At 74.3% G+C, this 25149-nt stretch carries 25 protein-coding genes; 16 read left to right on the top strand and 9 right to left on the bottom strand.

Annotation, left to right across the window (positions count from 1 at the left end; all coding sequences use genetic code 11):
• The first annotated feature begins 134 nt into the window (after positions 1–134).
• The 7 genes from ABD158_RS17580 to era all read left to right on the top strand — a co-directional run bounded on the left by ABD158_RS17580 (position 135) and on the right by era (position 6446).
• A complete protein-coding gene (locus ABD158_RS17580; protein WP_344009459.1) occupies positions 135–1091 on the top strand; it encodes a PhoH family protein in 957 nt (318 codons plus the stop codon).
• The gene (ybeY, locus tag ABD158_RS17575) at positions 1088–1579 is read left to right on the top strand and encodes an rRNA maturation RNase YbeY (protein WP_344009000.1); all 492 of its coding nucleotides are present in this window, start codon (positions 1088–1090) and stop codon (positions 1577–1579) included. Before ABD158_RS17580 ends, ybeY begins: the two co-directional genes overlap by 4 nt.
• The gene (locus tag ABD158_RS17570; RefSeq protein WP_344008998.1) at positions 1572–1922 is read left to right on the top strand and encodes a cytidine deaminase; all 351 of its coding nucleotides are present in this window, start codon (positions 1572–1574) and stop codon (positions 1920–1922) included. Before ybeY ends, ABD158_RS17570 begins: the two co-directional genes overlap by 8 nt.
• Positions 1923–1975: 53 nt before the next feature.
• Positions 1976–3355, top strand: coding sequence for an FAD-binding oxidoreductase (locus ABD158_RS17565; RefSeq protein ID WP_344008996.1), 1380 nt, complete (start codon positions 1976–1978; stop codon positions 3353–3355).
• Positions 3352–4641 carry a class I SAM-dependent methyltransferase gene (locus ABD158_RS17560; RefSeq protein ID WP_344008994.1) on the top strand — a complete coding sequence of 430 codons (1290 nt, stop codon included), beginning with the start codon at positions 3352–3354 and terminating at the stop codon, positions 4639–4641. Before ABD158_RS17565 ends, ABD158_RS17560 begins: the two co-directional genes overlap by 4 nt.
• Positions 4642–4722: 81 nt before the next feature.
• A complete protein-coding gene (locus ABD158_RS17555; RefSeq protein ID WP_344008992.1) occupies positions 4723–5511 on the top strand; it encodes a siderophore-interacting protein in 789 nt (262 codons plus the stop codon).
• The gene (era, locus tag ABD158_RS17550; RefSeq protein ID WP_344008990.1) at positions 5508–6446 is read left to right on the top strand and encodes a GTPase Era; all 939 of its coding nucleotides are present in this window, start codon (positions 5508–5510) and stop codon (positions 6444–6446) included. Before ABD158_RS17555 ends, era begins: the two co-directional genes overlap by 4 nt.
• 34 nt (positions 6447–6480) lie before the next feature.
• Here the strand turns inward: era and ABD158_RS17545 are convergent, their stop codons facing one another.
• The 3 genes from ABD158_RS17545 to ABD158_RS17535 are packed head-to-tail and all read right to left on the bottom strand — an operon-like array spanning position 6481 to position 8713.
• Positions 6481–7368, bottom strand: a complete 888-nt coding sequence (locus tag ABD158_RS17545; RefSeq protein WP_344008988.1) for a septum formation family protein — start codon at positions 7366–7368, stop codon at positions 6481–6483.
• Positions 7365–8204 carry a septum formation family protein gene (locus ABD158_RS17540; protein ID WP_344008986.1) on the bottom strand — a complete coding sequence of 280 codons (840 nt, stop codon included), beginning with the start codon at positions 8202–8204 and terminating at the stop codon, positions 7365–7367. The genes ABD158_RS17545 and ABD158_RS17540 overlap by 4 nt, the downstream gene beginning before the upstream one ends.
• A gap of 14 nt (positions 8205–8218) precedes the next feature.
• Positions 8219–8713 carry an NAD(P)H-dependent oxidoreductase gene (locus tag ABD158_RS17535; protein WP_344008984.1) on the bottom strand — a complete coding sequence of 165 codons (495 nt, stop codon included), beginning with the start codon at positions 8711–8713 and terminating at the stop codon, positions 8219–8221.
• Positions 8714–8898: 185 nt separating this feature from the next.
• Between ABD158_RS17535 and leuA the strand changes: the two genes are divergently transcribed.
• Entirely contained in the window at positions 8899–10629 is a 1731-nt protein-coding gene (gene leuA / locus ABD158_RS17530; RefSeq protein ID WP_344008982.1) for a 2-isopropylmalate synthase, read from the top strand.
• Here the strand turns inward: leuA and ABD158_RS17525 are convergent.
• Positions 10616–13585, bottom strand: coding sequence for an ATP-binding protein (locus ABD158_RS17525; protein WP_344008980.1), 2970 nt, complete (start codon positions 13583–13585; stop codon positions 10616–10618). The genes leuA and ABD158_RS17525 overlap by 14 nt on opposite strands.
• A gap of 115 nt (positions 13586–13700) precedes the next feature.
• On the opposite strand from ABD158_RS17525, the gene ABD158_RS17520 reads away from it, so the two are divergent.
• On the top strand, positions 13701–14600 hold the full coding sequence (locus ABD158_RS17520; protein WP_344008978.1) for an alpha/beta fold hydrolase: 900 nt from the start codon (positions 13701–13703) through the stop codon (positions 14598–14600).
• A 30-nt stretch (positions 14601–14630) separates the two neighbouring features.
• Positions 14631–15359 (top strand): DNA repair protein RecO, encoded by a 729-nt coding sequence (gene recO / locus ABD158_RS17515; RefSeq protein ID WP_344008976.1) that lies wholly within the window; start codon positions 14631–14633, stop codon positions 15357–15359.
• On the opposite strand, the gene ABD158_RS17510 is transcribed toward recO, so the two are convergent.
• A complete protein-coding gene (locus ABD158_RS17510; RefSeq protein WP_344008974.1) occupies positions 15344–15787 on the bottom strand; it encodes a MarR family winged helix-turn-helix transcriptional regulator in 444 nt (147 codons plus the stop codon). The two genes, recO and ABD158_RS17510, sit on opposite strands and share 16 nt — an antisense overlap.
• A gap of 147 nt (positions 15788–15934) precedes the next feature.
• On the opposite strand from ABD158_RS17510, the gene ABD158_RS17505 reads away from it, so the two are divergent.
• Positions 15935–16702, top strand: a complete 768-nt coding sequence (locus ABD158_RS17505) for an isoprenyl transferase (RefSeq protein ID WP_344008972.1) — start codon at positions 15935–15937, stop codon at positions 16700–16702.
• A gap of 4 nt (positions 16703–16706) precedes the next feature.
• Here the strand turns inward: ABD158_RS17505 and ABD158_RS17500 are convergent, their stop codons facing one another.
• From ABD158_RS17500 to ABD158_RS17485, 4 genes are read right to left on the bottom strand one after another with little or no spacing between them, the layout of a single operon-like run.
• Positions 16707–17183, bottom strand: coding sequence for a Fur family transcriptional regulator (locus ABD158_RS17500; protein WP_344008970.1), 477 nt, complete (start codon positions 17181–17183; stop codon positions 16707–16709).
• The gene (locus ABD158_RS17495) at positions 17170–18192 is read right to left on the bottom strand and encodes a metal ABC transporter permease (protein WP_344008968.1); all 1023 of its coding nucleotides are present in this window, start codon (positions 18190–18192) and stop codon (positions 17170–17172) included. The genes ABD158_RS17500 and ABD158_RS17495 overlap by 14 nt, the downstream gene beginning before the upstream one ends.
• The gene (locus ABD158_RS17490; RefSeq protein WP_344008966.1) at positions 18189–19028 is read right to left on the bottom strand and encodes a metal ABC transporter ATP-binding protein; all 840 of its coding nucleotides are present in this window, start codon (positions 19026–19028) and stop codon (positions 18189–18191) included. Before ABD158_RS17490 ends, ABD158_RS17495 begins: the two co-directional genes overlap by 4 nt.
• The gene (locus ABD158_RS17485) at positions 19025–20059 is read right to left on the bottom strand and encodes a metal ABC transporter substrate-binding protein (RefSeq protein WP_344008964.1); all 1035 of its coding nucleotides are present in this window, start codon (positions 20057–20059) and stop codon (positions 19025–19027) included. The genes ABD158_RS17490 and ABD158_RS17485 overlap by 4 nt, the downstream gene beginning before the upstream one ends.
• 80 nt (positions 20060–20139) lie before the next feature.
• On the opposite strand from ABD158_RS17485, the gene ABD158_RS17480 reads away from it, so the two are divergent.
• The 5 genes from ABD158_RS17480 to ABD158_RS17460 all read left to right on the top strand — a co-directional run bounded on the left by ABD158_RS17480 (position 20140) and on the right by ABD158_RS17460 (position 25109).
• Complete coding sequence (locus tag ABD158_RS17480) at positions 20140–20460, top strand: antibiotic biosynthesis monooxygenase family protein (RefSeq protein WP_344008962.1); 321 nt, start codon at positions 20140–20142, stop codon at positions 20458–20460.
• Positions 20461–20534: 74 nt separating this feature from the next.
• Positions 20535–21935, top strand: coding sequence for a glycine--tRNA ligase (locus ABD158_RS17475; protein ID WP_344008960.1), 1401 nt, complete (start codon positions 20535–20537; stop codon positions 21933–21935).
• A 35-nt stretch (positions 21936–21970) separates the two neighbouring features.
• Positions 21971–22720, top strand: a complete 750-nt coding sequence (locus ABD158_RS17470) for a hypothetical protein (RefSeq protein WP_344008958.1) — start codon at positions 21971–21973, stop codon at positions 22718–22720.
• A 172-nt stretch (positions 22721–22892) separates the two neighbouring features.
• Complete coding sequence (gene dusB / locus ABD158_RS17465) at positions 22893–24041, top strand: tRNA dihydrouridine synthase DusB (RefSeq protein WP_344008956.1); 1149 nt, start codon at positions 22893–22895, stop codon at positions 24039–24041.
• Positions 24042–24179: 138 nt separating this feature from the next.
• The gene (locus ABD158_RS17460; RefSeq protein WP_344008954.1) at positions 24180–25109 is read left to right on the top strand and encodes a VldE C-terminal domain-containing protein; all 930 of its coding nucleotides are present in this window, start codon (positions 24180–24182) and stop codon (positions 25107–25109) included.
• The last annotated feature ends 40 nt before the right edge of the window (positions 25110–25149 follow it).

The raw sequence follows: 25149 nt of genomic DNA, 5'->3' as shown, positions 1-25149 counted from the left end.
ACCGTCCCGACGACGCCGTCCTCGGCGCGGCCGTCGACAGCCCGGACCGTCCTGCCGAGGTCGACGGAGCCTCCGGCGGGACCGACGAGGGCCTGCGCGTCCGCCAGGCCGTCACCGTGCCCAACAGCATCGACATGGTGCGGCTCCTGGGCGCCAACGACGAGCACCTCGGGCTGCTCGAGCAGGCCTTCGACGCCGACGTCCACGTGCGCGGCAACCGGATCACCCTCGAGGGCGCGCCGGCGGAGATCGCCCTCGCCGAGCGCCTGCTCGGCGAGCTGGTGACGATCCTGCGCACCGGCCAGGGCGTCACCGCCGAGACGGTCGAGCGCGCCATCGCGATGATGCGCGAGGAGACCACCGAGCGCCCGGCCGACGTGCTGAGCCTCGACATCCTCTCGAGCCGCGGCAAGACGATCCGGCCCAAGACGCTGAACCAGAAGCGCTACGTCGACTCCATCGACAAGCACACGATCACCTTCGGCATCGGCCCCGCCGGCACGGGCAAGACCTACCTGGCGATGGCCAAGGCCGTGCAGGCGCTGCAGCGCAAGTCCGTCACCCGGATCATCCTGACCCGGCCCGCGGTCGAGGCCGGCGAGCGGCTGGGCTACCTGCCGGGCACGCTCAGCGAGAAGATCGACCCCTACCTGCGCCCGCTGTACGACGCGCTGCACGACATGATCGACCCCGAGACGATCCCCAAGCTGCTGGCCGCCGGGACCATCGAGGTCGCGCCGCTCGCCTTCATGCGCGGCCGCACCCTCAACGACGCCTTCATCATCCTCGACGAGGCGCAGAACACCTCGCCCGAGCAGATGAAGATGTTCCTGACCCGGCTCGGGTTCGGCTCCAAGATCGTCGTCACCGGCGACGTCACGCAGGTCGACCTCCCCGGCGGCGTGAAGTCCGGGCTCAAGGTGATCCAGGGGATCCTCACCGGCGTCGACGACATCGTCTTCAACCAGCTGACCACCCGCGACGTCGTGCGTCACCGGCTCGTCGGCCAGATCGTCGCGGCCTACGACGCCTTCGACGCGGGTGCCCCCGACGACGCCGCCTCGGGCCCGACGCGGCGCCGGACGCCGTGAGCGCCGGGCAGGAGCAGGCGGAGACGATCGAGGCGATCGACGAGTCGGGCACCGACCTCGACCTCGCCCCGCTCGTCGCGCTCTCCCGCTTCGCGATCGACCACCTGCGCGTGCACCCGCGCGCCGAGCTGTGCATCACCGCGGTCGACGAGTCCGCCATCGCCGAGCTCAACGGGCGGTGGATGGAGAAGGAGGGGCCGACCGACGTGCTCGCCTTCCCGATGGACGAGCTGCGTCCCGCCGTCGCCCCCGAGGAGCCGGAGGAGGGCGTGCTGGGCGACCTCGTCCTGTGTCCGCAGGTGGCCGAGCGCCAGGGGGTCGAGGCCGGCCACGGCCGCGACGCTGAGCTGGAGCTGCTGACCGTGCACGGCCTGCTGCACCTGCTCGGCCACGACCACGCCGAGCCCGAGGAGCACCGGGTGATGTTCGCGCTGCAGGACGAGATCCTCGGCGCCTGGCGCTCGCGGACGGGGGACCTCCGTGGCTGAGGCGCTCGCGGCGGAGGACGCCAAGCTGCTGACCCTCGCCAAGGCCACGCGGGCCCGCACCCGGGCCGCGGAGGGCGCCGCCGTGCGGGACCTCGACGGCCGCACCTACGCGGCCGCCAGCGTGGACCTGCCGTCGCTGCGCCTCTCGGCGCTGGCCGGCTGCGTCGCCATGGCCGTCTCGTCCGGTGCGGCCGGTCTCGAGGCGGCCCTGGTGCACACCGCGGCCGACGACGTCGCCCCCGCGGACCTCGACGTCCTGCGCGACCTCGCCGGTCCCGGCGTGCCGGTCCACCGCGCGGGGCCGCGCGGGGCCGACGGCGTGTCCGCCACCACATCGACCTGACCTGTCGCCGACCCCGTCGCGCACGACCCGCACGCGGGAGTAACTTGCGGGGAGTGAGTCTTCCCGTTGGCGAGGCCAACCACTCCGCGGCCGTCGACCGGCTGCGGGCGTCCTACGCCGCGCTGCCCGCGGGGTCCGCCGTCCGCCTGGCGAAGACCACCTCCAACCTGTTCCGGCCGCGGGCCACGAGCGGCCCCGGTCTCGACGTCTCCGGCCTGGCCGGCGTGGTGTCCGTCGACCCGGTCGCGCGGACCGCCGACGTGCAGGGGATGTGCACCTACGGCGACCTGGTCGACGTCACGCTGCCCCACGGCCTCGTGCCGCTGGTCGTGCCGCAGCTGCGCACGATCACCCTCGGTGGCGCCGTGGCGGGGCTCGGCATCGAGTCGACCAGCCTGTGGCACGGCCTGCCGCACGAGTCGGTCCTCGAGATGGACGTCTTCACCGGCGCCGGCGAGGTCGTGACCTGCCGGCCCGGCGACGAGCTGTTCGACGCCTTCCCCAACTCCTACGGGTCGCTGGGCTACGCCACCCGGCTGCGGATCGAGCTCGCCGCGGTCCCGCCGTACGTCGGGCTGCGGCACCAGCGCTTCTCCAGCCCCGGTCTGCTGGCGGCCGCGGTCTCCCGGATCGCGGCCCAGGGCACCTGGAAGGGCGAGCCGGTCGACGCCGTCGACGGCGTCGCGTTCTCGCCGACCGAGCTGTACCTCACGCTCGCCCGCTGGACCGACGAGCCCGGTCCCACCTCGGACTACACCGGGGAGCGCATCTTCTACCGGTCGCTTCAGGAGCGCGCGACCGACCGGCTCACGACCCACGACTACCTCTGGCGCTGGGACACCGACTGGTTCTGGTGCTCGGGCGCCTTCGGGCTCGACGACCCGCGGGTGCGGCGGCTGTGGCCCCGGCGGTGGCGCCGCTCCGACGTCTACCACCGGCTGGTCGGTCTCGACCGGCGCTTCGGCGTGGTCGACCGCCTCGACGCCCGCGCCGGCCGACCCGCCCGCGAGCGGGTGATCCAGGACGTGGAGGTGCCGGTGGCCCGGCTCGCGGAGTTCCTCACCTGGTTCGACGCCGAGGTCGGGATGCGACCGGTGTGGCTGTGCCCGCTGCGCCTGCGCCGCACGCCGGAGCAGCCCACGGGCCGCGCCTGGCCGGCGTACCCGCTGGAGCCGGGCACGACGTACGTGAACGCGGGCTTCTGGGGCACGGTCCCCGTGGGGCCCGACGCCGCCGACGGCCCGGTGAACCGGGCCATCGAGGACCAGGTCCTCGAGCTCGACGGCCACAAGTCCCTCTACTCCGAGGCGTACTACGACCGGGAGACCTTCGACCGCCTCTACGGCGGCGAGCACCTCGCGGGCGTGAAGCGACGCCACGACCCCGACGGCCGGCTGACGGCCCTCTACGACAAGGCGGTGCGACGACGATGACCCTCCAGCAGTCCCGCGAGCGGACGACCAGCATCGGGGAGGCCGTCGAGAGCCTCCTGCGCGACGGGCTCCCCGTGCGCTTCACGGCGTACGACGGGAGCAGCGCGGGCCCGCCGGACGCTCGGATCGGGCTCGAGCTCGCCACCCCCCGCGGGCTGGCGTACCTGCTCACGGCCCCCGGCGACCTCGGCATGGCCCGCGCCTACGTGTCCGGGGACCTGAGGGTCCACGGCGTCCACGAGGGCGACCCGTACGCCGCGATGTCGCTGCTGCAGAACCACCTGGTCTTCCGACGCCTCGGGCCGGGCGAGGCCGTGCGGATGGTGCGCTCGCTGGGCGTCTCCCACCTGCGGCCCCCGCCGCCCCCGCCGCAGGAGCACCTGCCGCGCTGGCGCCGCGTGGTCGAGGGCGTGCGCCACTCGATGCTGCGCGACGCGGAGGTGATCGGGCACCACTACGACGTCTCCAACCGCTTCTACGAGCTCGTGCTCGGCCCCTCGATGACCTACACCTGCGCGCTGTACCCCCACGACGGGGCGACCCTCGAGGAGGCGCAGGCCGCGAAGTACGACCTCGTCTGCCGCAAGCTCGGGCTGCGGCCGGGGATGCGGCTGCTCGACGTGGGCTGCGGCTGGGGCGGCATGGTCCGCCACGCGGCCCGCGAGTACGGCGTGCAGGTGCTCGGCGTGACGCTGTCCCGCGAGCAGGCGGCCTGGGCCGCGGAGGCGGTCGAGCGGGAGGGGCTGGGCCACCTCGCCGAGATCCGGCACTCCGACTACCGCGACGTGGCGGAGGACGGCTTCGACGCGGTCAGCTCGATCGGGCTCACCGAGCACATCGGCGTCGACCAGTACCCGGCGTACTTCTCGTTCCTGCGCAGCCGGCTGCGCCCGCAGGGGCGGCTGCTGAACCACTGCATCACCCGCCACGACAACCGCTCGACGCGCACCGGGGCCTTCATCGACCGCTACGTGTTCCCGGACGGCGAGCTGATCGGCTCCGGCCGCGTCATCACCGACGCCCAGGACGCCGGCCTGGAGGTGCAGCACAGCGAGAACCTGCGGGTGCACTACGCCCGCACGCTCCAGGGCTGGACCGCCAACCTGGTCGAGAACTGGGACGAGGCCGTCGCCGAGGTCGGCGTCGGCACCGCCCGGGTCTGGGGCCTCTACATGGCCGGGAGCCGCCTCGCCTTCGAGCGCAACGAGATCCAGCTCCACCAGGTCCTCGCCACCCGCACCGACGACGCCGGTGACTCCGGCTACCCGCTGCGCCACGAGTTCTGAGGCCGGGCCGGTGGTGGTGCGCGCCCCCCGCGCCGACTCGGCGCGGGGGGCGGCAGCGGTGACGACTAGCCTGGGTCGACGATGACCAGGCGGGCCGAGCAGTACGACGCGCAGGTGCTCCGGCGCGAGGCGCTCGGCGAGCACCTGGTCCGGCTGCACCTCGGCGGTCCCGGGCTGGCGGACTTCCGCAGCACCGGCGTCCCCGACGAGTGGGTCGGGCTGGTCGTGCCGGGGCAGTTCCAGCACCGCTACTACACGGTCCGGGCGGTCACCGACGAGACCGTCGTCGTCGACGTCGTCGTGCACGCCGAGGGCCTGGTGACCGAGTGGGCCGAGCGCGACTGCACCGGTGAGACGGTCACGCTGACCGAGCCGAAGGGCTCGTTCACGATGCCGCCCGACGCGGCCTGGCTGCTGCTCGTCGCCGACCTGACCGGCCTGCCGGCCATCGCGCGGATCGCGGAGTCCCGTCCCGCCGGCCTGCCGTGCCGGGTGTGGGTCGAGTCGGCCGACGACCTGGGCGACTACCTGCCCGACGGGGACGGCCTCGAGGTCACGTGGCTGCGCCCGCCCGTCGGCGTGACGAGCGCGCTGGCCGACGTCGTGGGGGCCATCGACTGGCCCGCCGGCGACGGGTACTTCTGGATGGCGGGGGAGTCCGCGCAGATGCGGGCGATCCGCAAGCACCTGCGCCACGACCGCGGCCTCGCGGCCTCGGCGTACGACGTGATGGGCTACTGGCGCGACCAGGCCCGGCAGCGCCGCTCCGTCGACCCCGGCCCCATCTGGCGGGCCGGCAAGGCGGCGGGCAAGACCGACGAGCAGATCTGGGCCGAGTACGACGCGGCGCGCGAGGAGGAGACCCGATGAGCGTGTTCGGCGAGGTGCCGGAGGGCTACCGGAGCGGGTTCGCCTGCTTCGTGGGCCGTCCCAACGCGGGCAAGTCGACCCTGACCAACGCCCTGGTGGGCAGCAAGGTCGTGATCACGAGCTCGCGGCCGCAGACCACTCGCACGGTGGTGCGGGGCATCGTCCACCGGCCCGACGCGCAGCTCGTCCTCGTCGACACCCCCGGGCTCCACCGCCCGCGGACGCTGCTGGGCGAGCGCCTCAACGACCTCGTGCGGGCCACGTGGTCCGAGGTCGACGTGGTCTGCTGCTGCTTCCCGGCCGACCAGGAGATCGGGCCCGGCGACGCCTTCCTCGCCGGCGAGGTGGCCAAGGTCCGCGGCACCGTCTTCGTCGCGCTGGCGACGAAGACCGACCTGGTCGACGGCGAGCGCCTCGCCCGGCACCTCATGGCGATCGACGCGCTGGGTCGCGAGCTGGGCCTGGACTGGGCCGAGATCGTGCCGGTCTCGGCCGTCTCCGGTGACCAGGTCGGGTTGCTCGCGGACCTGCTGGTGGCGCGGATGCCCGAGGGGCCACCGCTCTACCCGGAGGGCGACCTCACCGACGCGCCCGAGGAGGTGCTGGTCGCCGACCTCGTGCGCGAGGCCGCCCTGGAGGGCGTCCGCGACGAGCTGCCGCACTCGATCGCGGTCGTGGTGGAGGAGATGATCCCCCGCGAGGGGCGACCCGAGGACCGTCCGCTGCTGGACGTCCACGCCTCCCTGTACGTCGAGCGCGACTCGCAGAAGGGCATCGTCATCGGCCACCGCGGCTCACGACTGCGCGACGTCGGCTCGGCGGCCCGCAGCCAGATCGAGGCGCTGCTCGGCACGCCGGTGCACCTCCAGCTCCACGTGAAGGTCGCCAAGGACTGGCAGCGCGACCCGCGTCAGCTCCGCAAGCTGGGGTTCTGACCCGCCGGCCCACCCCGGTCGTCCGACGGGCGAGTCAGGCCGGCGCCCAGCACAGGCCGTAGCGCTGGCCGGCCTCCCACTGCTCGGCCGAGGGCCACTCGTAGCCCCACCGGAAGTTCAGCGGGTCGGCCGCCGCGTCGCGGGCGGCGTCCTCGCAGGTCCCGTCGCCGGCCGAGGAGACGGCGTCCTCGCCCGGGTAGGCCCCGTCGTCGCCCCCGGCGTCGGCGAGGTCCACGACCGACAGGGCCCGCCAGGAGTGCTCCTCGGAGCAGGCGACCCGCTCGAAGTCGTCGGCGCCCGGCTCGGCGGTGCCGCACACGCGCCACCGCTCCGCCTCGTCGGGGCGCGCGAGGACGCCCTCGAGCCGTCCCGCCAGCGGGGCCAGCTCCTCGTCGCGGGCGAGCGCGATGACGTCGCAGCGGAACCAGTCGGCGCCGGCGTCGGACTGCTCGACCGTGGGCGAGTACCAGACCGGGCGGAAGACGCTGAGCCGCAGGTCGTCGGTGGTCCCGCCCAGGAACTCCGTCAGACGACCGGGGCAGCGCTCCGCGGGCTGCGCCTGCGCGGCGACGGAGTCGACGGCCAGCAGGTGTCCGTCGACGACGAGGTCGAGCTCGCCGACCGCGTAGGTGCGGCTGGTGTGGGTCGCGGAGCACGCGACCGGCCCGGCCTGGGAGGTGGGCTCGAGCACGGCGTCGTAGCCGAGGTCGTAGCACGCACGCTCCCGCGGGACCGCGGGCGCCGCGGCGGCGTCCGTCGAGCCGGACGCGTCCGCCGACGGGGAGGGGGCCGCGGACGAGGCGGACGCGGACGCCGAGGGGGAGTCCTGCGCCGCGGGGTCACCGTCGTCGCCGGAGGAGCACCCGGCGCCCAGGAGGGCGAGGGCGGCGAGGGCGCCGGCGAGGCGTCGGCGCGCCGTCACCGGTCGGTCCTGGCCCAGCAGATGGAGCGGCGGTTGCCGGCCTCCCACTGGCCCTCCCCGAAGGCGGTCCAGCCGAACTCGTAGTCGAGCGGGTAGTTCAGCCAGGCGCCGACGGAGGAGGAGCAGAAGTCGCGGCTGGTGACCTCGACGAGACGCTCGCCGGGCCAGGCGTCGGCCGGCTCGCCGACCTTGATGGTGGTGACGGCGCGCCAGGTGTGCGGCTCGGTGCACGGCACCTTGTCGGCCTCGGCCACGGTCTCGCCGTCCGCGCACACCGTCCAGCGGTCCTCCGGGGCACCGCGCAGCATGCCGCGCGCCGTCCGGGGCAGCTCGACGTAGGAGGCGCTCGCCTCACCGCCGCCGACCGCGTCGCAGCGGTACCAGCGGGCGCCGTCCGCCCAGGCCTGCTCGGAGGGCCGGAACCAGGCCCAGCTGACGACCGAGCGCATCACCCGGCTCTCGTCGACGCCGAGGAAGGACTGGAAGGCCTCGCCGCAGGTGCCGTAAGCGAACTTGCCGAGCTCGGGGGAGTCCCAGGCCTCGTCGTGGAGCTCGTCCGGCAGGTCGCCGACCGCGAACGTCTCGGCGGTGTGGGGCTCGGCGCAGTCGACGACCTCGGTGGCGTCGCTGGGCCGGGCCACGTCCTCGGGCGTCAGCACCCGGCAGGCGCCCAGCTCGGGCGTCTCGACCGAGTCGGCGGCCGCCTCGTCGACGTCGCCCCCGCCGTCGCCCGCCGCGCCGCCGCACCCCGTGAGGAGGGCGGCGAGCAGCAGGGCGGGCGCGAGGAGCGCCCGGCGGGAGGTGCCCGGGCGGGCGCGCGAGCGCGGGTGCGCCACGGCTGTCCTCCCGGTCACGTCGTCGACACCAGTGCCGCGATCGTAGCGCCCAGCTCGTAGGCCGCCTCGTCGTGCGCCGGGCCCACCTCGCCGAGCACGCCGACGACCTCGGCCGAGCGCCGCCAGCCCAGCGCCCCGACGATCGGCTCCACCGAGCGCACCGCTCCGGTCACGTCGTACCGGCCGCGGACCAGCAGCCCGTAGGGCCGGCCCGCGGTGCCCCCGGCCGCGCCGTCGGCCGACCCGTCGTCGGACAGGGCGCCGCCGACGTCGGTGAAGACGGTGTCGAAGAAGTGCTTGAGCGCACCGGACATGTAGCCGAAGTTGGCGGGCGTGACGAGCACGTAGCCGTCCGCGGCCCGGACGTCGTGGGCGTCGGCGTCGAGCGCCGCCCGGACGCGGACCCCGACGCCGCCGATCGCGTCGTCGCCGGCGCCCGCCACGGCGGCGTCGGTGAGCCGCCGGGTGCCGGGGGTGGGGGAGTGGTGGACCACCAGCAGCGTCGGCACCCGCGCAGTCTAGGAACCGGACGGCCACCGGGCCGACCGACCCGGGGCGCTATCGTGGCCCGCGATGCTGCGCCAGCGACTCCTCCTCGGCTGCCGCAACGAGGTCTGAGAGCCGGACCCCTCGTTGCGGAGGTAGTGCTGCGCCGGTGCCCCAGCCGCACCCGAGCCCACGAGGAAGTCCCACGATGCCGTTCCAGACCCCCCGCGCCCACCAGAAGCCCAGCGGGATGCCCGTCGAGCGCTACCGCGCGTTCCCGCCGATCGACCTGCCCGACCGGACGTGGCCGTCGCAGACCGTGACCCACGCGCCGCGGTGGCTGTCGACCGACCTGCGGGACGGCAACCAGGCGCTGATCGACCCGATGACGCCGGCCCGCAAGTCGATGATGTTCGACCTGCTCGTCGCGATGGGCTACAAGGAGATCGAGGTCGGCTTCCCGGCCGCCTCCGAGACGGACTTCGCGTTCGTGCGGCAACTGATCGAGGGCGACCGGATCCCGGACGACGTCACGATCTCGGTGCTGACCCAGGCCCGCGAGGACCTGATCGAGCGCAGCATCCAGTCGCTGGTCGGCGCCGACCGCGCGACCGTGCACCTCTACAACGCCGTGGCGCCGCTGTTCCGCCGCGTCGTGTTCCGCGCGGGGCGCGACGAGGTCAAGGACATCGCGGTGCGCGGCACCGAGCTGTTCGTGAAGCACGCCGAGAGCCTGCTCGCCACCACCGACATCGGGTTCGAGTACTCCCCGGAGATCTTCACCGGCACCGAGCTGCCGTTCTCGGTGGAGGTCTGTGAGGCCGTCGCCGACGTCTGGCAGCCCGACGACGACCGCGAGATCGTCCTGAACCTGCCGGCGACCGTCGAGATGTCGACGCCCAACGTCTACGCCGACCAGATCGAGTGGTTCTCCCGCCAGCTCACCCGCCGCGAGCACACGGTCATCTCGCTGCACCCCCACAACGACCGCGGCACGGCGGTCGCCGCGACCGAGCTCGCGCTGATGGCCGGCGCCGACCGCGTCGAGGGCTGCCTGTTCGGCCACGGCGAGCGCACCGGCAACGTCTGCCTGGTGACCCTGGGGCTCAACCTGCTCACCCAGGGCGTGGACCCGATGATCGACTTCTCCGACATCGACGAGATCCGCCGCACGGTCGAGCACTGCACCCAGCTGCCCGTCCACCCCCGTCACCCCTACGCCGGCGACCTCGTGCACACCGCCTTCTCGGGCTCCCACCAGGACGCGATCAAGAAGGGCCTCGAGGCGCTGGAGGCCGAGGCGGCCGAGGCCGGGCACGACGTCTCGCAGCACCCCTGGGAGGCGCCGTACCTCCCGATCGACCCGAAGGACATCGGTCGCTCCTACGAGGCCGTGATCCGGGTCAACAGCCAGTCCGGCAAGGGCGGCGTCGCCTACCTGCTGAAGGCGGAGCACAAGCTGGACCTTCCCCGGCGTGCGCAGATCGAGTTCAGCCGGGTCGTGCAGGAGCGGACGGACGCCGAGGGCGGGGAGCTGACCTCGGCCGAGATCTGGAGCGTGTTCTCCTCCGAGTACCTCGACCGCACCGGCCCGCTGCAGCTCGACTCCGTGCACACGAGCTCGGCGGCCGGCGAGCGCGACGCCCTCACCGTCGGCGTCCGCGTCGACGGCGAGCCCCGCACGCTGGAGGGCTCCGGCAACGGCCCGATCGCGGCGTTCGTCGACGCGCTGGGCCGACTGGTGGCGGGCAACGGCGAGCAGTACGACGTCCGGGTCCTCGACTACGCCGAGCACGCCCTGTCCGCGGGCGGCGACGCCATGGCGGCGGCCTACGTCGAGTGCACCGTCGGCGAGAAGGTGCTGTGGGGCGTCGGGCTCGACGCCAACATCGTCACCGCGTCGCTGAAGGCCGTGGTGTCGGCCGTCAACCGCGCCTGAGGTCGGCGGTCCGACCGGTCGTCGGGGGAGCGGGCAGGGCCCGCTCCCCGGGCCGCTCACCAGCCTCGGCGTGGACAGCGGAGGCCGGGGCGTCCGCGCCCTCCTGACCGGGCCGCGACGGCGCCTCCTGCAGCGGCAGCCGGACGGCGACGGTCGTGCCCGCGAGGTGCGCGGAGCGGACGAGGATCCGCCCGCCGTGGGCGGCGACGATCGAGTGGACGATCGACAGCCCGAGGCCGGTGCCCTGGATGGCCCGCTCCTGCGCGGTCGAGGAGCGGAAGAACTTCGTGAACAGCCGGGCCTGCTCGCCCTCGGGGATGCCGATGCCGGTGTCGCGGACGGTGAGGACCGCCTCGCCGTCCTCGGCGTGCAGCGACACCTCCACGCGCCCGCCGTCGTCGGTGAACTTCACGGCGTTGCTCACGAGGTTGACCAGGACGCGGTCGAGGTGGTCCGGGTCGCCGTGGACCAGGACGGGCCCGTCGGGCAGGCGGTAGGACGTCGTGAGGTCCCGGCCGCGCATCAGCGGCTCCAGGTTGTCGCGGCCGCGCTCGAGCAGCCCACCGAGGTCGACGCGCTCCCGCCCGAGCTCCGCGGTGCCGGACTCGAGGCCCGACAGCGTGAGGAGGTCGTCGGCGAGGCCGATCAGCCGGTCGGCGTTGCGGGCGATCGCGGCGAGGAACGGTGCCTGGTCGGGTCGGGGCTCGTCGACGGTGCCGTCGCGCAGCATCTCCGCGTAGCCGACGATGCTCGTCACGGGCGTGCGCAGCTCGTGGCTCACGGTGGAGACGAAGTCGTTCTTGGCGTGGTCGAGGGCCTGCAGCCGCTCCACCGCGGTGCGCTCCTTCTCCAGGGCCGCCATCAGCAGCTCCTGGGTCTGGCGCTGCTCGGTGACGTCGCGGCCGATGCAGAGGATCCCGACGCCGAGGTCGGGGTCGGACACGGCGCTCAGCGTGGTCGAGACGGTGCGGGTGCTGCCGTCGGCGTGGCGCCAGGTCAGGTCCTCCGGCACCGGCGGGCGGCCGGGCTCGATGTCGAGGGTGAGGCGGAAGAACGCCTCCTGCGGCGTCTCGCCGGCCACCGGCTCCCCGAACCGGCGGGACCGCTCGCCGGGGTCGAGCACGTCGACGAACGGGGTGCCGACCGCCTCGGCGGCGGGCCGGCCGAGCAGCCGGCTGGCGCCGGTGTTGAAGAAGGAGATCCGGCCGTCCTGGTCGGCGCCGATGATCGCGGTGGTCATCGCGGCCTCGAGGAGCTGGCTCACCAGGAGGCGCTGACGGCGCTCGTCGGTGACGTCGATGCCGGTCATCACCAGCATCGTCGGCGTGCCGTCCGGGTCCCGGGCGAAGTCGGTGCTCCACAGCAGGCGTCGCCGGCCGCCGTCGCGGCACAGCAGGTCGGCCTCGGACGACGGGGGCAGCTGGTGGGCGGGGAGGTCGGCGACGGCGCGGCGGAACGCGCCCTGGCGGTCCGCCGGCAGCAGCTCCCAGACGAAGCGACCGACCAGCTCGTCCTCGGTCCAGCCGAGCATCGCCTCGGCGGCGGGGTTGGCGGCGACCAGGACGCCCTCCATGTCGACCAGGAGGATCAGGCACGCCGCGCTCTCGGCGACGGCGCGGCTGAGCTCGCGCTCGCGGTCGGCGAGCTGGGTGGCCTCGTGGGCCGGGGTGAGGTCGACCAGCTGCGCGGAGACGTGGTCGCCGGGACGCGACAGCGAGCCCGCCGACACGGCGACACCCACCCGCGTGCCGGGCCGACCGGCGATGCTGACCTCGCCGCGCCAGGGCTCGCCCCCCGCGACGGTCCGGCGGACCTCGGCCGCGGGGAGGTCGAAGACCTCGGCCAGCCGACGGCCCAGCACCCCGTCACGGCGGTCGGCGAGCATCCCGACGGCCACGTCGTTGACGTCGACGATGCGCAGGTCGTCGCCGTCGTCGGCGAGCTCGAGCAGCCCGACCACGGACTCGGCGAAGCCGCGGCGCAGGACCCGCTCGCTGGTCAGCAGGCGCTGCAGGAGCCCGCGTCGCTGGTCCATGGTCACGGCGAGCGGCAGCGCGGTCAGGACCGCGCAGATCACGTAGGACTGCACCAGGGCCCCGAGCAGGTAGGCCCGCGCCGGGTCGTCCGCGGTCCCGGTGAAGGGCCCGCTGCCGATCCGGGCGGCGACGGTGATCGTCACCGCCAGCGCGACGACCTCCCAGATCACCGTGCGGGTCCCGAGGCGCAGCGCGGCCCAGACCAGGAGCGGCACGGGGGCCAGGGCCAGCAGGCCGCCGCCGGGGCCGACGAAGAGGGTGACGACCATCGTCGCGCCGAGGAGCACGACCTGGGCGGCGGTCTCCAGGAGCGCCCGCTGCGAGCCGCGGGCCGGGCCCCGGCGCCGGGAGACGGCGACCGCCGCCGGCACCGCCACCAGGGTGCCCGCGGCGTGGGAGACGACGACGTTGCGCAGCGCCTGCAGACCGTCGCCGTACCCGCCGAGCGTCAGGGTGAGGCTGACGATGCCGGCGCCCAGCGCCGCGCCGATGACCGCGGTGAGCCCCAGCCACCACAGCTCCTCGAGCCGGGCGAGCGGGGCGGTGTCGTCGGTGCCGTCGGTGGGGTCGTCGTGGCGCCCGCGCGCCCGGTCCGCCGCGCGGCGCAGTAGGAGCCCGGCGACGGCGGCCTCCGCGGCGTTGGCGAAGCCGAACGCGATCGCGATGTCGCCCGAGCGTCCGCCGAGCCAGGCCCCGACGGCGACGAGGACCCAGGTCAGCACCGGGACGGCCACGGCGACGCGCCGCGGGGCGAGGGCGGTCAGCGCGATCGCGATGCCCGCGGCCGGCCACCACGCGGCGGTCGGCGACCCCGGCGGGGCGAGGGCGACGGCGGACCACGAGGTCGCCAGGATCAGCAGGAGGGCGCCGGGCACGGCCAGCGACCCCCGTGCGCGCGACGACACCTCAGCCCGGGACATGGGTCGAGTCTGCGGGCGCCGCGGCGGTGTGATCCTCAACTTGCACAAGACTTGCGGAAGTTTTCGCTCCTTCTGTGCACTTTCCGGCCCGCGCACCTCCTCTAGGGTGTCGAGGGTGTCTGCCGAGACCCCGCCCACGCTCGTCTCCGAGCGGATCGGCCAGTTCTTCGTCGACCAGGACGGCTCACGCGACCGCCTCGAGTTCACCGAGTACGGCGCCGGTCCGGCGTGGGTGGTGCTGCTCCACGGCCAGCTGATGCCGCGCCGGATGCACCAGCCGCTGGCGCGGGCGCTCGCCGCGCGGGGTCTGCACGTGGTGACCCTCGACCTGCTGGGCCACGGCCGCTCGGACCGGCCGGCGGACCCGCTCGCCTACTCGATGACCGCCTTCGCCGCGCAGGTCGTCGCGCTGCTCGACCACCTGGGCGCGGAGCAGGCGGTCGTCGGCGGCACCTCGCTCGGGGCCAACGTCTCGCTCGAGGTGGCCGCCGCGGCACCGGACCGCGTGCGGGGACTGCTGCTCGAGATGCCGGTGCTCGACAACGCGCTCGAGGCGGGGCTGATCGCGTTCTCGCCGCTGATGCTCGCGGCCCGGTTCCTGCCGTGGACGGTCAGCGGCGTCCGCCGGGTGACGCGACCCGTGCCGCGGGGCCTGGTGGGGTTCTGGACCGGGATCGCCCTCGACACCCTCGACCAGCGGGCCGACTCGCTGGCCGCGGTGATCCACGGCATCTTCTTCGGCCGCATCGCCCCGCCGTCCTCGGAGCGCCGGCGCATCACCGCCCCGGCGATGGTCGTCGGCCACCCCTCGGACCCGATCCACCCCGCGGCGGACGCCGCGATGCTGGCCGCGGAGATGCCCGGGGCCCGCTTCGTGCGGGCACGCAGCATCCTGGAGTGGCGGCTGCGCCCCCGGCGCCTCGACGCGCTGGCCGCCGAGTTCGCCCTCGGCTGCTGGGAGGGCGTCGGGGCCACGGGGAGCGCGACACGGCGACGTCCGCGCGCGGGTGCCTGAGCGGGCCCACCCGCCGGGCATGATGGGGAGGTGCCCGTCTACCGCGACGAGGCGGTGGTCCTGCGGAACCAGAAGCTGGGCGAGGCCGACCGCATCGTGACCCTGCTGACCCGTCGTCACGGACGGGTCCGTGCGGTGGCCCGCGGGGTGCGGCGCACGACGTCGCGCTGGGGCTCGCGCCTGGAGCCCTTCACGCACGTCGACCTGCAGCTGGCCACCGGCCGCTCGCTCGACGTCGTCACCCAGGCGGTCACGATCGCGCCGTTCTCCGCGGGCCTGGGGGCCGACTACGACCGCTACACGGCCGGCACGGTGATGCTCGAGACCGCGGAGCGCCTGGTCGCCGAGGAGAAGGAGCCCGCGGTCCAGCAGTTCCTGCTGCTCGTCGGCGGGCTGCGGGCGATGACCTCCGGCGAGCGTCGTCCCGGCGAGGTCCTCGACTCCTACCTGCTCCGCTCGATGGCGGTGGCCGGCTACGCGCCGTCCTTCGAGGCGTGCGCGCGGTGCGGCGAGCTCGGCACCCACGGCTGGTTCGCGCCGGCGGCCGGCGGCGTGCTGTGCCGACGGTGCCGGGTGCCCGGCTCGGCGACGGTCTCCCCGGCCGCGGTCGCGCTGCTGGGCGCCCTGCTCGCCGGCGACTGGCCGGTCGTCGCGCTCGCCGAGGACCGGCACCGCCGGGAGGCCGGGGGCCTGGTCGCGGCGTACGTCGCCTGGCACCTGGAGCGCGGGTTGCGCTCGCTGGCCTACGTCGAGCGCTGAGCCCAGTCGGCGACGTCGCGGTTGAAGCGCGACAGCAGCCGCAGGAAGGTCTCGCGGTCGGACTCGGTCCAGGTGTCGATGAGGTCGCCCAGGACCTCCTGGCGCGACTCGCGCACCTCCTCCACGGTGCGACGTCCCAGCGGGGTGAGGTCGAGGATGGTCGCGCGGCGGTCGGTGCTGTCCTGCGCACGCTGGACCATCCCCAGGCGCGCGACCGTCTGCACCTGCCGGGTCACGGTCGAGGGGTCGAGGTCGAAGGCCTGGGCGATCCTGCCGATCCGCTGGGGCCCCTCGTCGGCGAGCAGGCACAGGATCGCGTAGCTCGAGCGCTCCAGCTCGGCGCCGCCGTCACGACCGGTCCGGATGCGCGAGTTGCGCCGGACCAGGGTCAGCAGCTCGTGCTCGAGGTCCGCGGTGATCGGAAGCACTCGTCCTCCTCCTCCTGGGCCCGAGGTGCGGGAGCGCACTGACCGAGCGTCAACGTGCTGGATTCAACCATCTCGAGGGGCCGTGGTCACGTCCGCGGCGACCCCGGTCGGCGGGACGCACCCCCGTGAGCCACTAGTGTCGCGCACGTGAGCGCCGTCCCCCGGCCACCGGACCCCCACGTGTCCGGGGCTCGTCCTCCCGAGGTCCCCGCCGACCTCGTCCCGCGCCACGTCGCGATCGTGATGGACGGCAACGGCCGGTGGGCGCGTCAGCGCGGACTGCCGCGCACCGCGGGCCACGAGCGGGGCGAGGACTCGCTGTTCGACGTCGTGCAGGGCGCCATCGAGGTCGGCGTCCGCGCGATCTCGGCGTACGCCTTCTCGACCGAGAACTGGTCGCGCTCGCCGGAGGAGGTGCGCTTCCTCATGGGCTTCAACCGCGACGTGATCCGGCGGCGCCGCGACCAGATGCACGAGCTCGGGGTCAGGGTGCGCTGGGCGGGGCGCCGGCCGCGGCTGTGGCGCTCGGTCGTCTCCGAGCTGCAGCGCGCCGAGGAGCTGACGCGCGACAACGACGTGCTGACGCTGACGATGTGCGTCAACTACGGCGGACGCGCCGAGCTCGCCGACGCCGCCCGCTCCATCGCGACCGAGGTGGCCGCGGGCCGCCTGCGGGCCGACCGCGTCGACGAGAGGACGCTCGCGCGCCACCTCTACGTGCCCGAGGTCGCCGACGCCGACCTGGTCTGGCGCACCTCGGGGGAGCAGCGCCTCAGCAACTTCATGCTCTGGCAGGCGGCGTACTCCGAGCTGGTCTTCACCGACGTGCTCTGGCCCGACGTCGACCGGCGTCACCTGTGGGCCGCCGTCGAGGAGTACGCCGGGCGCTCGCGCCGCTACGGCGGCGCGACCTAGACGGTCAGCGCGCCGCACCGTCGGTGCGGTCGGCGCTCCGGTCGGCGCTCCGGTCGGCGCCCCGGTCGGCGCAGTCCGCGCAGGTGCCGAAGAGCTCGAGGGTGTGGGCGACGTCGACGAACCCGTGCTCGGAGGCGATCGCGTTGGTCCAGCGCTCGACGGCGGGGCCCTCGACCTCGACGGTCCGCCCGCACGCCCGGCACACCAGGTGGTGGTGGTGGGTCGTGGAGCAGCGGCGGTAGATGGCCTCGCCGTCCTCGGTGCGCAGCATGTCGACCTCGCCGGCCGCCGACAGGCGCTGCAGGGTCCGGTAGACGGTGGCCAGGCCGACCTTCTGCCCCGCGCGCCCGAGCAGCTCGTGGATCTCCTGGGCGGAGCGGAAGTCGTCGAAGGAGTCGAGGGCCTCGGCCACAGCCCGGCGCTGCCGGGTGGGCCGGCCGGCCGGGGCGGGTGTGCTCTCGTCGCTGTCAGTGCTCGTCATAGTGACCTCCGTGGGCGGCGTGACGGTGCCCGTCGTGAAGGTAGTCGACGTGGTCCCCGTGCTCGACCGCCGGATGCCCGCAGCCGTCGCCGTGCCGGTGCTCGGCGTGGTCGTCCGGGTGGTGGTCGTCGACGGCGACGTGCGGCACGGCGCCCACGCCCTCGTGGGGGAACGGGGTGCGCTGCGCCCGGCGCCGGCGCATCCACACGCCCACCGGCCAGGTGACGGCGAACCCGGCGAGCGCGACCAGCACGATCGTGGGGCCGGGGGACACCCGGGCCGAGAACGACAGGTACGCCGCGAGCAGCAGGCCGCCCGTGGAGGCGCCGAGCCCCAGGACCATCGCCACCCACACGGTGCGACGGAACGAGCCGACCACCTGCTGGGCCGTCGCGACCGGGATGACCATGAGGGCCGAGACCAGCAGCAGCCCGACGGTGCGCATCGCCACCGTCACCGTGACGGCGGCGAGCACCGCGATCAGCACGTGGTACAGCCGCACCCGCAGCCCCGCCACCCGCGCGAACTCGGGGTCGTGGGTGACCGCGAAGAGCTGGGGGAGCAGCCCGACCGCCACCACGACCACCACCGCGGCCAGCACCATCGTGAACCAGACGTCGGCGACGGAGATCGTGGTGATCGCGCCGAACAGGTACTCCTGCAGGCGGCTGGCGCTCTCCCCGGCGACGCCGGTGATGAGCACGCCGCCGGCCAGCCCGCCGTAGAACAGCAGCGCGAGGGCGACGTCGCCGTTGGTGTGGCCGAACTCCCGGATCAGCTCGATCGCGATCGCGCCGAGCACCGCGACCCCCACGGCGGTCCAGGTCGGGGAGGCGCCGGTGAGCAGGCCGAGCGCGACCCCGGTGACGGCGACGTGGCCGATGCCGTCGCCCATCAGCGCCAGACGACGCTGCACCAGGTAGACCCCGACGAGGGGCGCGGCGATGCCGACGAACACCGCGGCGATCAGCGCGCGCTGCATGAAGTCGTACGACAGCAGCTCGATCATCCGCGGGCTCCGCTCGCGCCGGGGTCGCCCAGCCCGTCGACCGGCGCCCCGAGGTGGGGGGCGTGGTCGTGCCGGGTCGGCCGGGTGTGGTGGTGGTCGTGGGGGTGGCCGTACGGGTCGGAGGCGCCGACGCGGTCGTCGACGATCCGCCCCTCGCGCACGGTGACGGTGCGCTCGACCAGGCGCGAGAGGGGCCCGAGCTCGTGGGTGACGAGCACGACGGTGGCGCCGGTGGCCGACAGCGTGGCCAGGGCGTCGGCGAGCGCCAGCTGGTTGGCGGCGTCGACGCCCGCGGTGGGCTCGTCGAGCACGAGGAGGTCGGGGCCCGACACGAGGGCCCGGGCGATGAGGACCCGCTGCTGCTGCCCACCGGACAGCGTGGAGACCGGGTCGGCGGCGCGGTGGGCCAGGCCGACCACCTCGAGGGCGTCGGCGACGGCCCGGCGGTCGGTGCGGGTCAGTGGGCGCAGCAGCCGGCGGTGCACGAGGCGGCCGGAGGCGACGACCTCCCAGACGGAGGCCGGGACGCCGGACCCCGCACCGGCCCGCTGCGGCACGTACCCGACGCGCCCCCAGTCGGTGAACTCGCGCTGGTCCACCCCGAAGAGCCGCACCCGGCCCGAGGTGACCGGCCGGAGGCCGACGAGCGCGCGGATCAGGGTCGACTTGCCGGACCCGTTCGCGCCGACGACGGCGACGAACTGACCGGCGGGGACGGTGAGGTCGACGTCGCGCAGCACGGGACGTCCTCCCAGCACGACACCGCCGCCGAGGACCTCGACGACGGTGCCGGTGGAGCCGGTCGGACCCCCTGCGGGGGCGGCGGGGGACCTCAACAGCCGTTCGCCGCCTGCAGGGCCTCGAGGTTGGAGCGCATGAGGGAAAGGTAGTCCTGGTCGGCGGTCTGGTCGCTCAGCCCCTCGACCGGGTCCAGGGTCGCCATCTCGACGCCGAGGTCGTCGGCCAGCGACTGCGCCGCCTCCGGGCTGACGAGGGTCTCGGAGAACACCGTGGTGACGCCCTCCTCGCGCGCGAGGAGCTCGATCTCGGCGCGGGCGGCCGGGGTCGGCTCGGCGTCCGGGGTGAGGCCGGTGATGGCCTCGAAGGACAGGCCGTACTTGCCGAGGTAGCCGAACGCGCCGTGGTTGACCACGACGACGTCGCGCTCGCAGGAGGCGAGGCCGTCGGCGTACGCCGCGTCGAGGTCGGTCAGCTCCTCGCGCAGGGCCGCCGCGTTGTCGGCGTAGGTCTCGGCCCCGTCGGGGTCGATCTCGCCCAGCGAGTCGGCGACCGCGTCGGCGAGGTCGGCCATGCGCATCGGGTCCTGCCAGAAGTGCGGGTCGGTGTCGCCGTGGTCGTGCTCGTCCTCGGAGTGCGCCTCGTCCTCGGAGTGCGCCTCGTCGGCGTGCTCCTCGCCCGCGTGGTCGTGCTCGCCCTCGGCGTGCTCCTCGCCCTCGTGGTCGTGGTCGTCCTCCTCGGAGGCCGGGATCAGGTCGACCACCTCGGCGGCGTCGAGGGTCCCGCCGGAGGCGTTCTCGGCCACGGCGTCGTCGACCGCCGCCTGGAAGCCGGCCTCGTAGACGACGAGGTCGGCCTCGCTGAGCTCGGCGGTCTCGCCGATGCCGAGCTCGAGGTCGTGGGGCTCGGCGCCGGGCGAGGTCAGGTTGGCCACGTCGACGCGGTCGCCCGCGACCTGCTGGGTGGCCCAGGCGAGCGGGTAGAACGCGGCCACGACCTGCGGGCCGCCCCCGTCCGCGGCGGCCGCGGAGTCGTCCCCCGACCCGGTCAGCGCGCCACAGCCGGAGAGCACCAGGACGGCGGCGGCGGCGAGGGCCGGCAGGGCGGAGCGGGAGCGGAGACGACTCATATGCATGACAATCATTCTCAGCGTCGCTGAGAACCGATGTCAAACCGGGGCGGGTCCTCGCGGTCTGCTTGGCTGGGCCGGTGATCGTCGTGACCAGGTTCCGTGTCGAGGCGGGCGACGAGTCCGCCTTCCGCGCCGACGCCGAGGCGGCCCACGCGCTGCTCGCGGCGCGACCCGGCTACACCGGCGGCGAGCTGGGTCGCAACGTCGACGACCCGGGCCTGTGGGTGCTGGCCACGCGGTGGGAGCACGTGGGGGCCTACCGTCGCGCGCTGTCGTCCTACGACGTCAAGCTCGGGGCGGTCCCGCTGCTCTCGCGGGCCGTCGACGAGCCCAGCGCCTACGAGGTCCTCGAGCCCGGTGCCACCGGCAACGACCCCGGCGCGCGCTCGATAGGCTGACCCCTTCGGAGGTCCGGCAGCCGGTCGGTCCCCGCCCGCGCCCACCGGCGCCGTACGGAGCAGGAGCCCCACCCGTGGCGAAGCCGCCCCCCAGCACCCTCGACCAGGTCGTCTCGCTCGCCAAGCGCCGGGGGTTCGTGTTCCCCAGCGGCGAGATCTACGGCGGGACGCGGTCGGCGTGGGACTACGGCCCGCTGGGGGTCGAGCTGAAGGAGAACATCAAGCGCCAGTGGTGGCGCTCGATGGTCCACGCCCGCGAGGACGTGGTGGGCCTCGACTCCTCGGTGATCCTGCCGCGGCGGACCTGGGAGGCCAGCGGCCACCTCAAGACGTTCACCGACCCCCTGGTCGAGTGCCAGTCCTGCCACAAGCGCTTCCGCGAGGACCACCTGCAGGAGGAGTACGCCGGCAAGAAGGACATCGCCGACCCCGACTCCGTCGACATCAACGCGTCGGTGGCCTGCCCCAACTGCGGCACCCGCGCCGCGTGGACCGAGCCGCGGCAGTTCAACATGATGCTGAAGACCTACCTCGGCGTCATCGAGGACGAGTCGGGCCTGCACTACCTGCGCCCCGAGACGGCGCAGGGCATCTTCCTCAACTTCGCCAACGTGGTGACCTCGAGCCGCCAGAAGCCGCCGTTCGGGATCGCCCAGATGGGCAAGAGCTTCCGCAACGAGATCACCCCGGGCAACTTCATCTTCCGCACCCGCGAGTTCGAGCAGATGGAGATGGAGTACTTCGTCAAGCCGGGCGAGGACGAGGAGCTGCACCAGCACTGGATCGACGTCCGCACCGCCTGGTACACCGACCTGGGCATCGACCCGGCCAACCTGCGGCACTTCGAGCACCCGAAGGAGAAGCTGTCGCACTACTCGAAGCGCACCGTCGACATCGAGTACCGCTTCGGCTTCTCCGAGCGCGACTTCGAGGAGCTCGAGGGGATCGCGAACCGCACCGACTACGACCTGACCCAGCACAGCGAGCACTCGGGCGTGGACCTGTCCTACTTCGACCAGGCGGCCGGCGAGCGCTACGTGCCCTACGTCATCGAGCCCGCGGCCGGTCTGACGCGCAGCGTGATGGCCTTCCTGATGGATGCGTTCGAGGTCGACGAGGCCCCCAACACCAAGGGTGGGGTCGACAAGCGCACCGTGCTGCGCCTGGACCCGCGTCTCGCGCCGATCAAGGTCGCCGTGCTGCCGCTGTCGCGCAACGCCGACCTGTCGCCGAAGGCGAAGGCGCTGGCCACCGAGCTCCGTCGGGTCTGGAACGTCGACTTCGACGACTCGGGTGCCATCGGCCGTCGCTACCGCCGCCAGGACGAGATCGGCACGCCCTACTGCGTGACCGTCGACTTCGACACCCTCGAGGACGGCGCGGTCACGGTCCGCGAGCGCGACACCATGACCCAGGAGCGGGTCAGCCTCGAGGGCATCTCCTCCTGGTTCGCGCAGCGTCTCGTCGGTTGCTGACCCGGCCCCCTCGTGCGCTGCGGCATGATGACGCCGTGAGAGGTCGACGTTTCGCCGCTGGGGTGTCGGGTCTGCTGCTGGCCTCGGCCGTCCTCGCCGGGTGCTCCGGCGACGGGGCCGAGGACGGCGCCGACGACGGGGCGGCCGGGGGCGACCCGAGCGCCGGCGCCGGCGCCGACGCGGCGGGTTCCTCCTCCACGCCGGTCCCGGAGCTGCCCGAGGGTGTCGAGCTGACCGAGCAGGGCACCGAGCTCGCGCTGGGCGAGTCGGCCGAGGTCGTCTGGTCGCCGCGCGAGGGCACGACCGGCGTCCTCGACCTGACGGTCGAGGAGGTCCGTGAGGTCTCGCTCGACGAGTTCTCGGCGTTCCGCATCAGCGAGGCGGTGCGCCGCTCGACGCCGTACTTCGTGACCGCGCGGATCGAGAACATCGGCGAGACCCCGCTCGGCGGGGTCGGCGTGCCGCTCTACCTGCTGGACGACTCCGACACCCTCGTGGAGCGCTCGACCTTCGGGAGCAGCTTCGAGGCGTGCCCCAGCGAGCCGCTGCCGGGCCGCTTCCGGCCGGGCGCCCGCACCACGGCCTGCCTGGTCTTCCTCGCCCCCCGCCGCGGCGAGGCCGAGGCCGTGAGCTTCCGTCCGAGCGAGGACGTCGAGCCCATCACCTGGGTCGGTGAGATCACCGGCCCGGGTGGCCAGGGCGGCCAGGGCGGCCAGGACGGTGGCCAGAACGGCGGCCAGGGCGGCGGCCAGAACGGCGGCCAGAACGGCGGCGGTCGGGGCTGACCCCCGGCCCGGGCGGCAGGGTCAGCGGGTGCGACGCCCTGCGTCGTGGTCGCCGATGCGCCCCGCGGCAGGCGCGGGGCCGGCGGGGTCCGACCGGCGGGGTCCGACCGGCGGGGGGCCTCCGGGTGCGGCGGGTGCGGCACGGGGTGGGCGACGATGAGAGAATCGGCCCATGAGCACCGCCCTCGCGCCGCACCCCGGACTGACGCTGGGGCCCCTCCACGTGGACACGCCCGTGGTGCTGGCGCCGATGGCCGGGGTCACCAACGCGGCCTACCGTCGGCTGTGCGCGGAGCAGGGCGCGGGGCTCTACGTGTGCGAGATGATCACCTCGCGCGGCATCGTCGAGCGCGACGACCACACGCTGCGGATGCTCGTCTTCGACGAGGCCGAGACCACCCGGTCGGTGCAGCTGTACGGCACCGACCCGACGTACGTCGGGAAGGCCGCGGAGATCCTCTGCGCCGAGTACGGCGTCGCCCACGTCGACCTCAACTTCGGCTGCCCGGTCCCCAAGGTGACCCGCAAGGGCGGCGGCGGGGCGCTGCCCTGGAAGCGCGGGCTGCTCGGGGAGATCCTCGACGCGGCCGTCGCGGCCTGTGCGCCCTACGACGTCCCGGTGACGATGAAGACCCGTCTGGGCATCGACGCGGACCACCTCACCTACCGCGACGCCGGTCGGATCGCGCAGGAGTCGGGGTGCGCGGCGATCGCGCTCCACGGCCGCACCGTCGAGCAGGCCTACGCCGGGGAGGCCGACTGGGCGCCCATCGGTGAGCTGGTCGCCGACCTCGACATCCCCGTCCTCGGCAACGGCGACGTCTGGGAGGCCGACGACGCACTGCGGATGGTGGAGCAGACCGGTGCGGCCGGGGTCGTCGTGGGGCGCGGGTGCCTGGGCCGCCCGTGGCTGTTCGCCGACCTGGCGGCCGCCTTCGCCGGAGCGCCCCGCCCGGCGCTGCCGACCCTCGGGGAGGTCGCCGACATGATGCGGCGCCACGCCGAGCTCCTCGGCGCGATCATGGGGGAGACCCGCGGCTGCGTCGAGCTCCGCAAGCACGTGTCCTGGTACCTCAAGGGCTTCCCGGCCGGGGGCGACCTCCGTCGCGCGCTGGCGACCGTGGAGGACCTCGCGGGCCTCGACGCGCTGCTCGCCCGCCTCGACCGGAGCGCGCCGTACCCGGTCTCCGAGCTCGGCTCGCCGCGGGGTCGCCAGGGCTCCCCGCGCCGTCGGGTCGCCCTGCCGGAGGGCTGGCTCGAGGACGCCGACGGGTCCGGGACGGGCGTCTCCGAGGACGCCGCCGAGGCCTCCGGGGGCTGAGGGCGCGGGCGGTCCGCCTGTGCACCGCGGATTTCACCTGCCCGCCACCGTGTGCTTGACTGCCGACGCTGCGCCGGACCCTTCCCCCCTCGCGATCCGGCCCGTCCCCCGTCAGCAACAGCTAAGGAACCCCGCGCTGTGGCCAAGCACCGCGCCGCCAAGCACCGTGCCGAGAAGAAGCGGCCGGTCCGCAAGCACGGAGTCGCCCTCGTGGCCGCTCCCGTCGCCGCGACCATCACCCTGTCGACCGTCGGGGTGGGCTACGGCACCGCCCAGGACCCGGTCGAGCAGGTCGTGGTCTCGCAGAGCGTCGGCCTGGAGCGGCTGAGCGAGCGTGCCGTCGGCACGAGCCGCTCGGCCAGCCGTGCCGACGCGGCCGCCGCCGAGGCGCGCGAGGCCCGGGAGGCCCGTCAGGCGGCCGCCGAGCAGGAGGCCGCCGAGCAGGCCGCCGCCGCGCGCGCCGCCGAGCTCGAGGACGCGCGCGCCACCGAGCGGGCCGTCGCACAGGCGGACACGCGGCTGTGGACCACCGAGGAGCTCAACCTCTGGTCCGAGCCCGGGGAGTCCGCCGCGCAGCTCGGCACCGTCCCCGAGGAGGAGAAGGTGCTGGTCACCGGACGCTCCGAGGCCGGGCGCGACGAGATCGTGGTCGACGGCGAGTCGCGGTGGGTCACCGCGGGCTACCTCTCCGAGGAGAAGCCCGCCGAGACCGGCCTCGACGTGTCCTGCGAGAACGGGTCGACGATCGCGACCCCCGTGAGCCCCAACATCGTGAAGGTCCACGAGGTGGTCTGCGGCAACTTCCCGGACATCACGACCTACGGCACGCTGCGCAGCGACGGCGAGCACGGCCAGGGCCTGGCCATCGACATCATGGTCTCGGGCGACCGGGGCTACGAGGTCGCGGACTTCCTGCAGGCCAACTACGCCGAGCTCGGCATCAACTACCTGATCTACTCCCAGCGGATCTGGTCGGTCGACCGCAGCAGCGAGGGCTGGCGGGCGATGGAGGACCGTGGCTCGACCACGGCCAACCACTACGACCACGTCCACGTCACGACCTACTGACACCTCCCGGGGCCCCCGCGGCCTCGGTCGCGGGTCGCGG

It is taken from the genome of Nocardioides lentus, from assembly GCF_039529515.1.
Taxonomy (GTDB): Bacteria; Actinomycetota; Actinomycetes; order Propionibacteriales; family Nocardioidaceae; genus Nocardioides; species Nocardioides lentus.
Note: the sequence above shows the minus strand (reverse complement) of the source record. Positions and strands in the feature narration are given on the sequence as shown.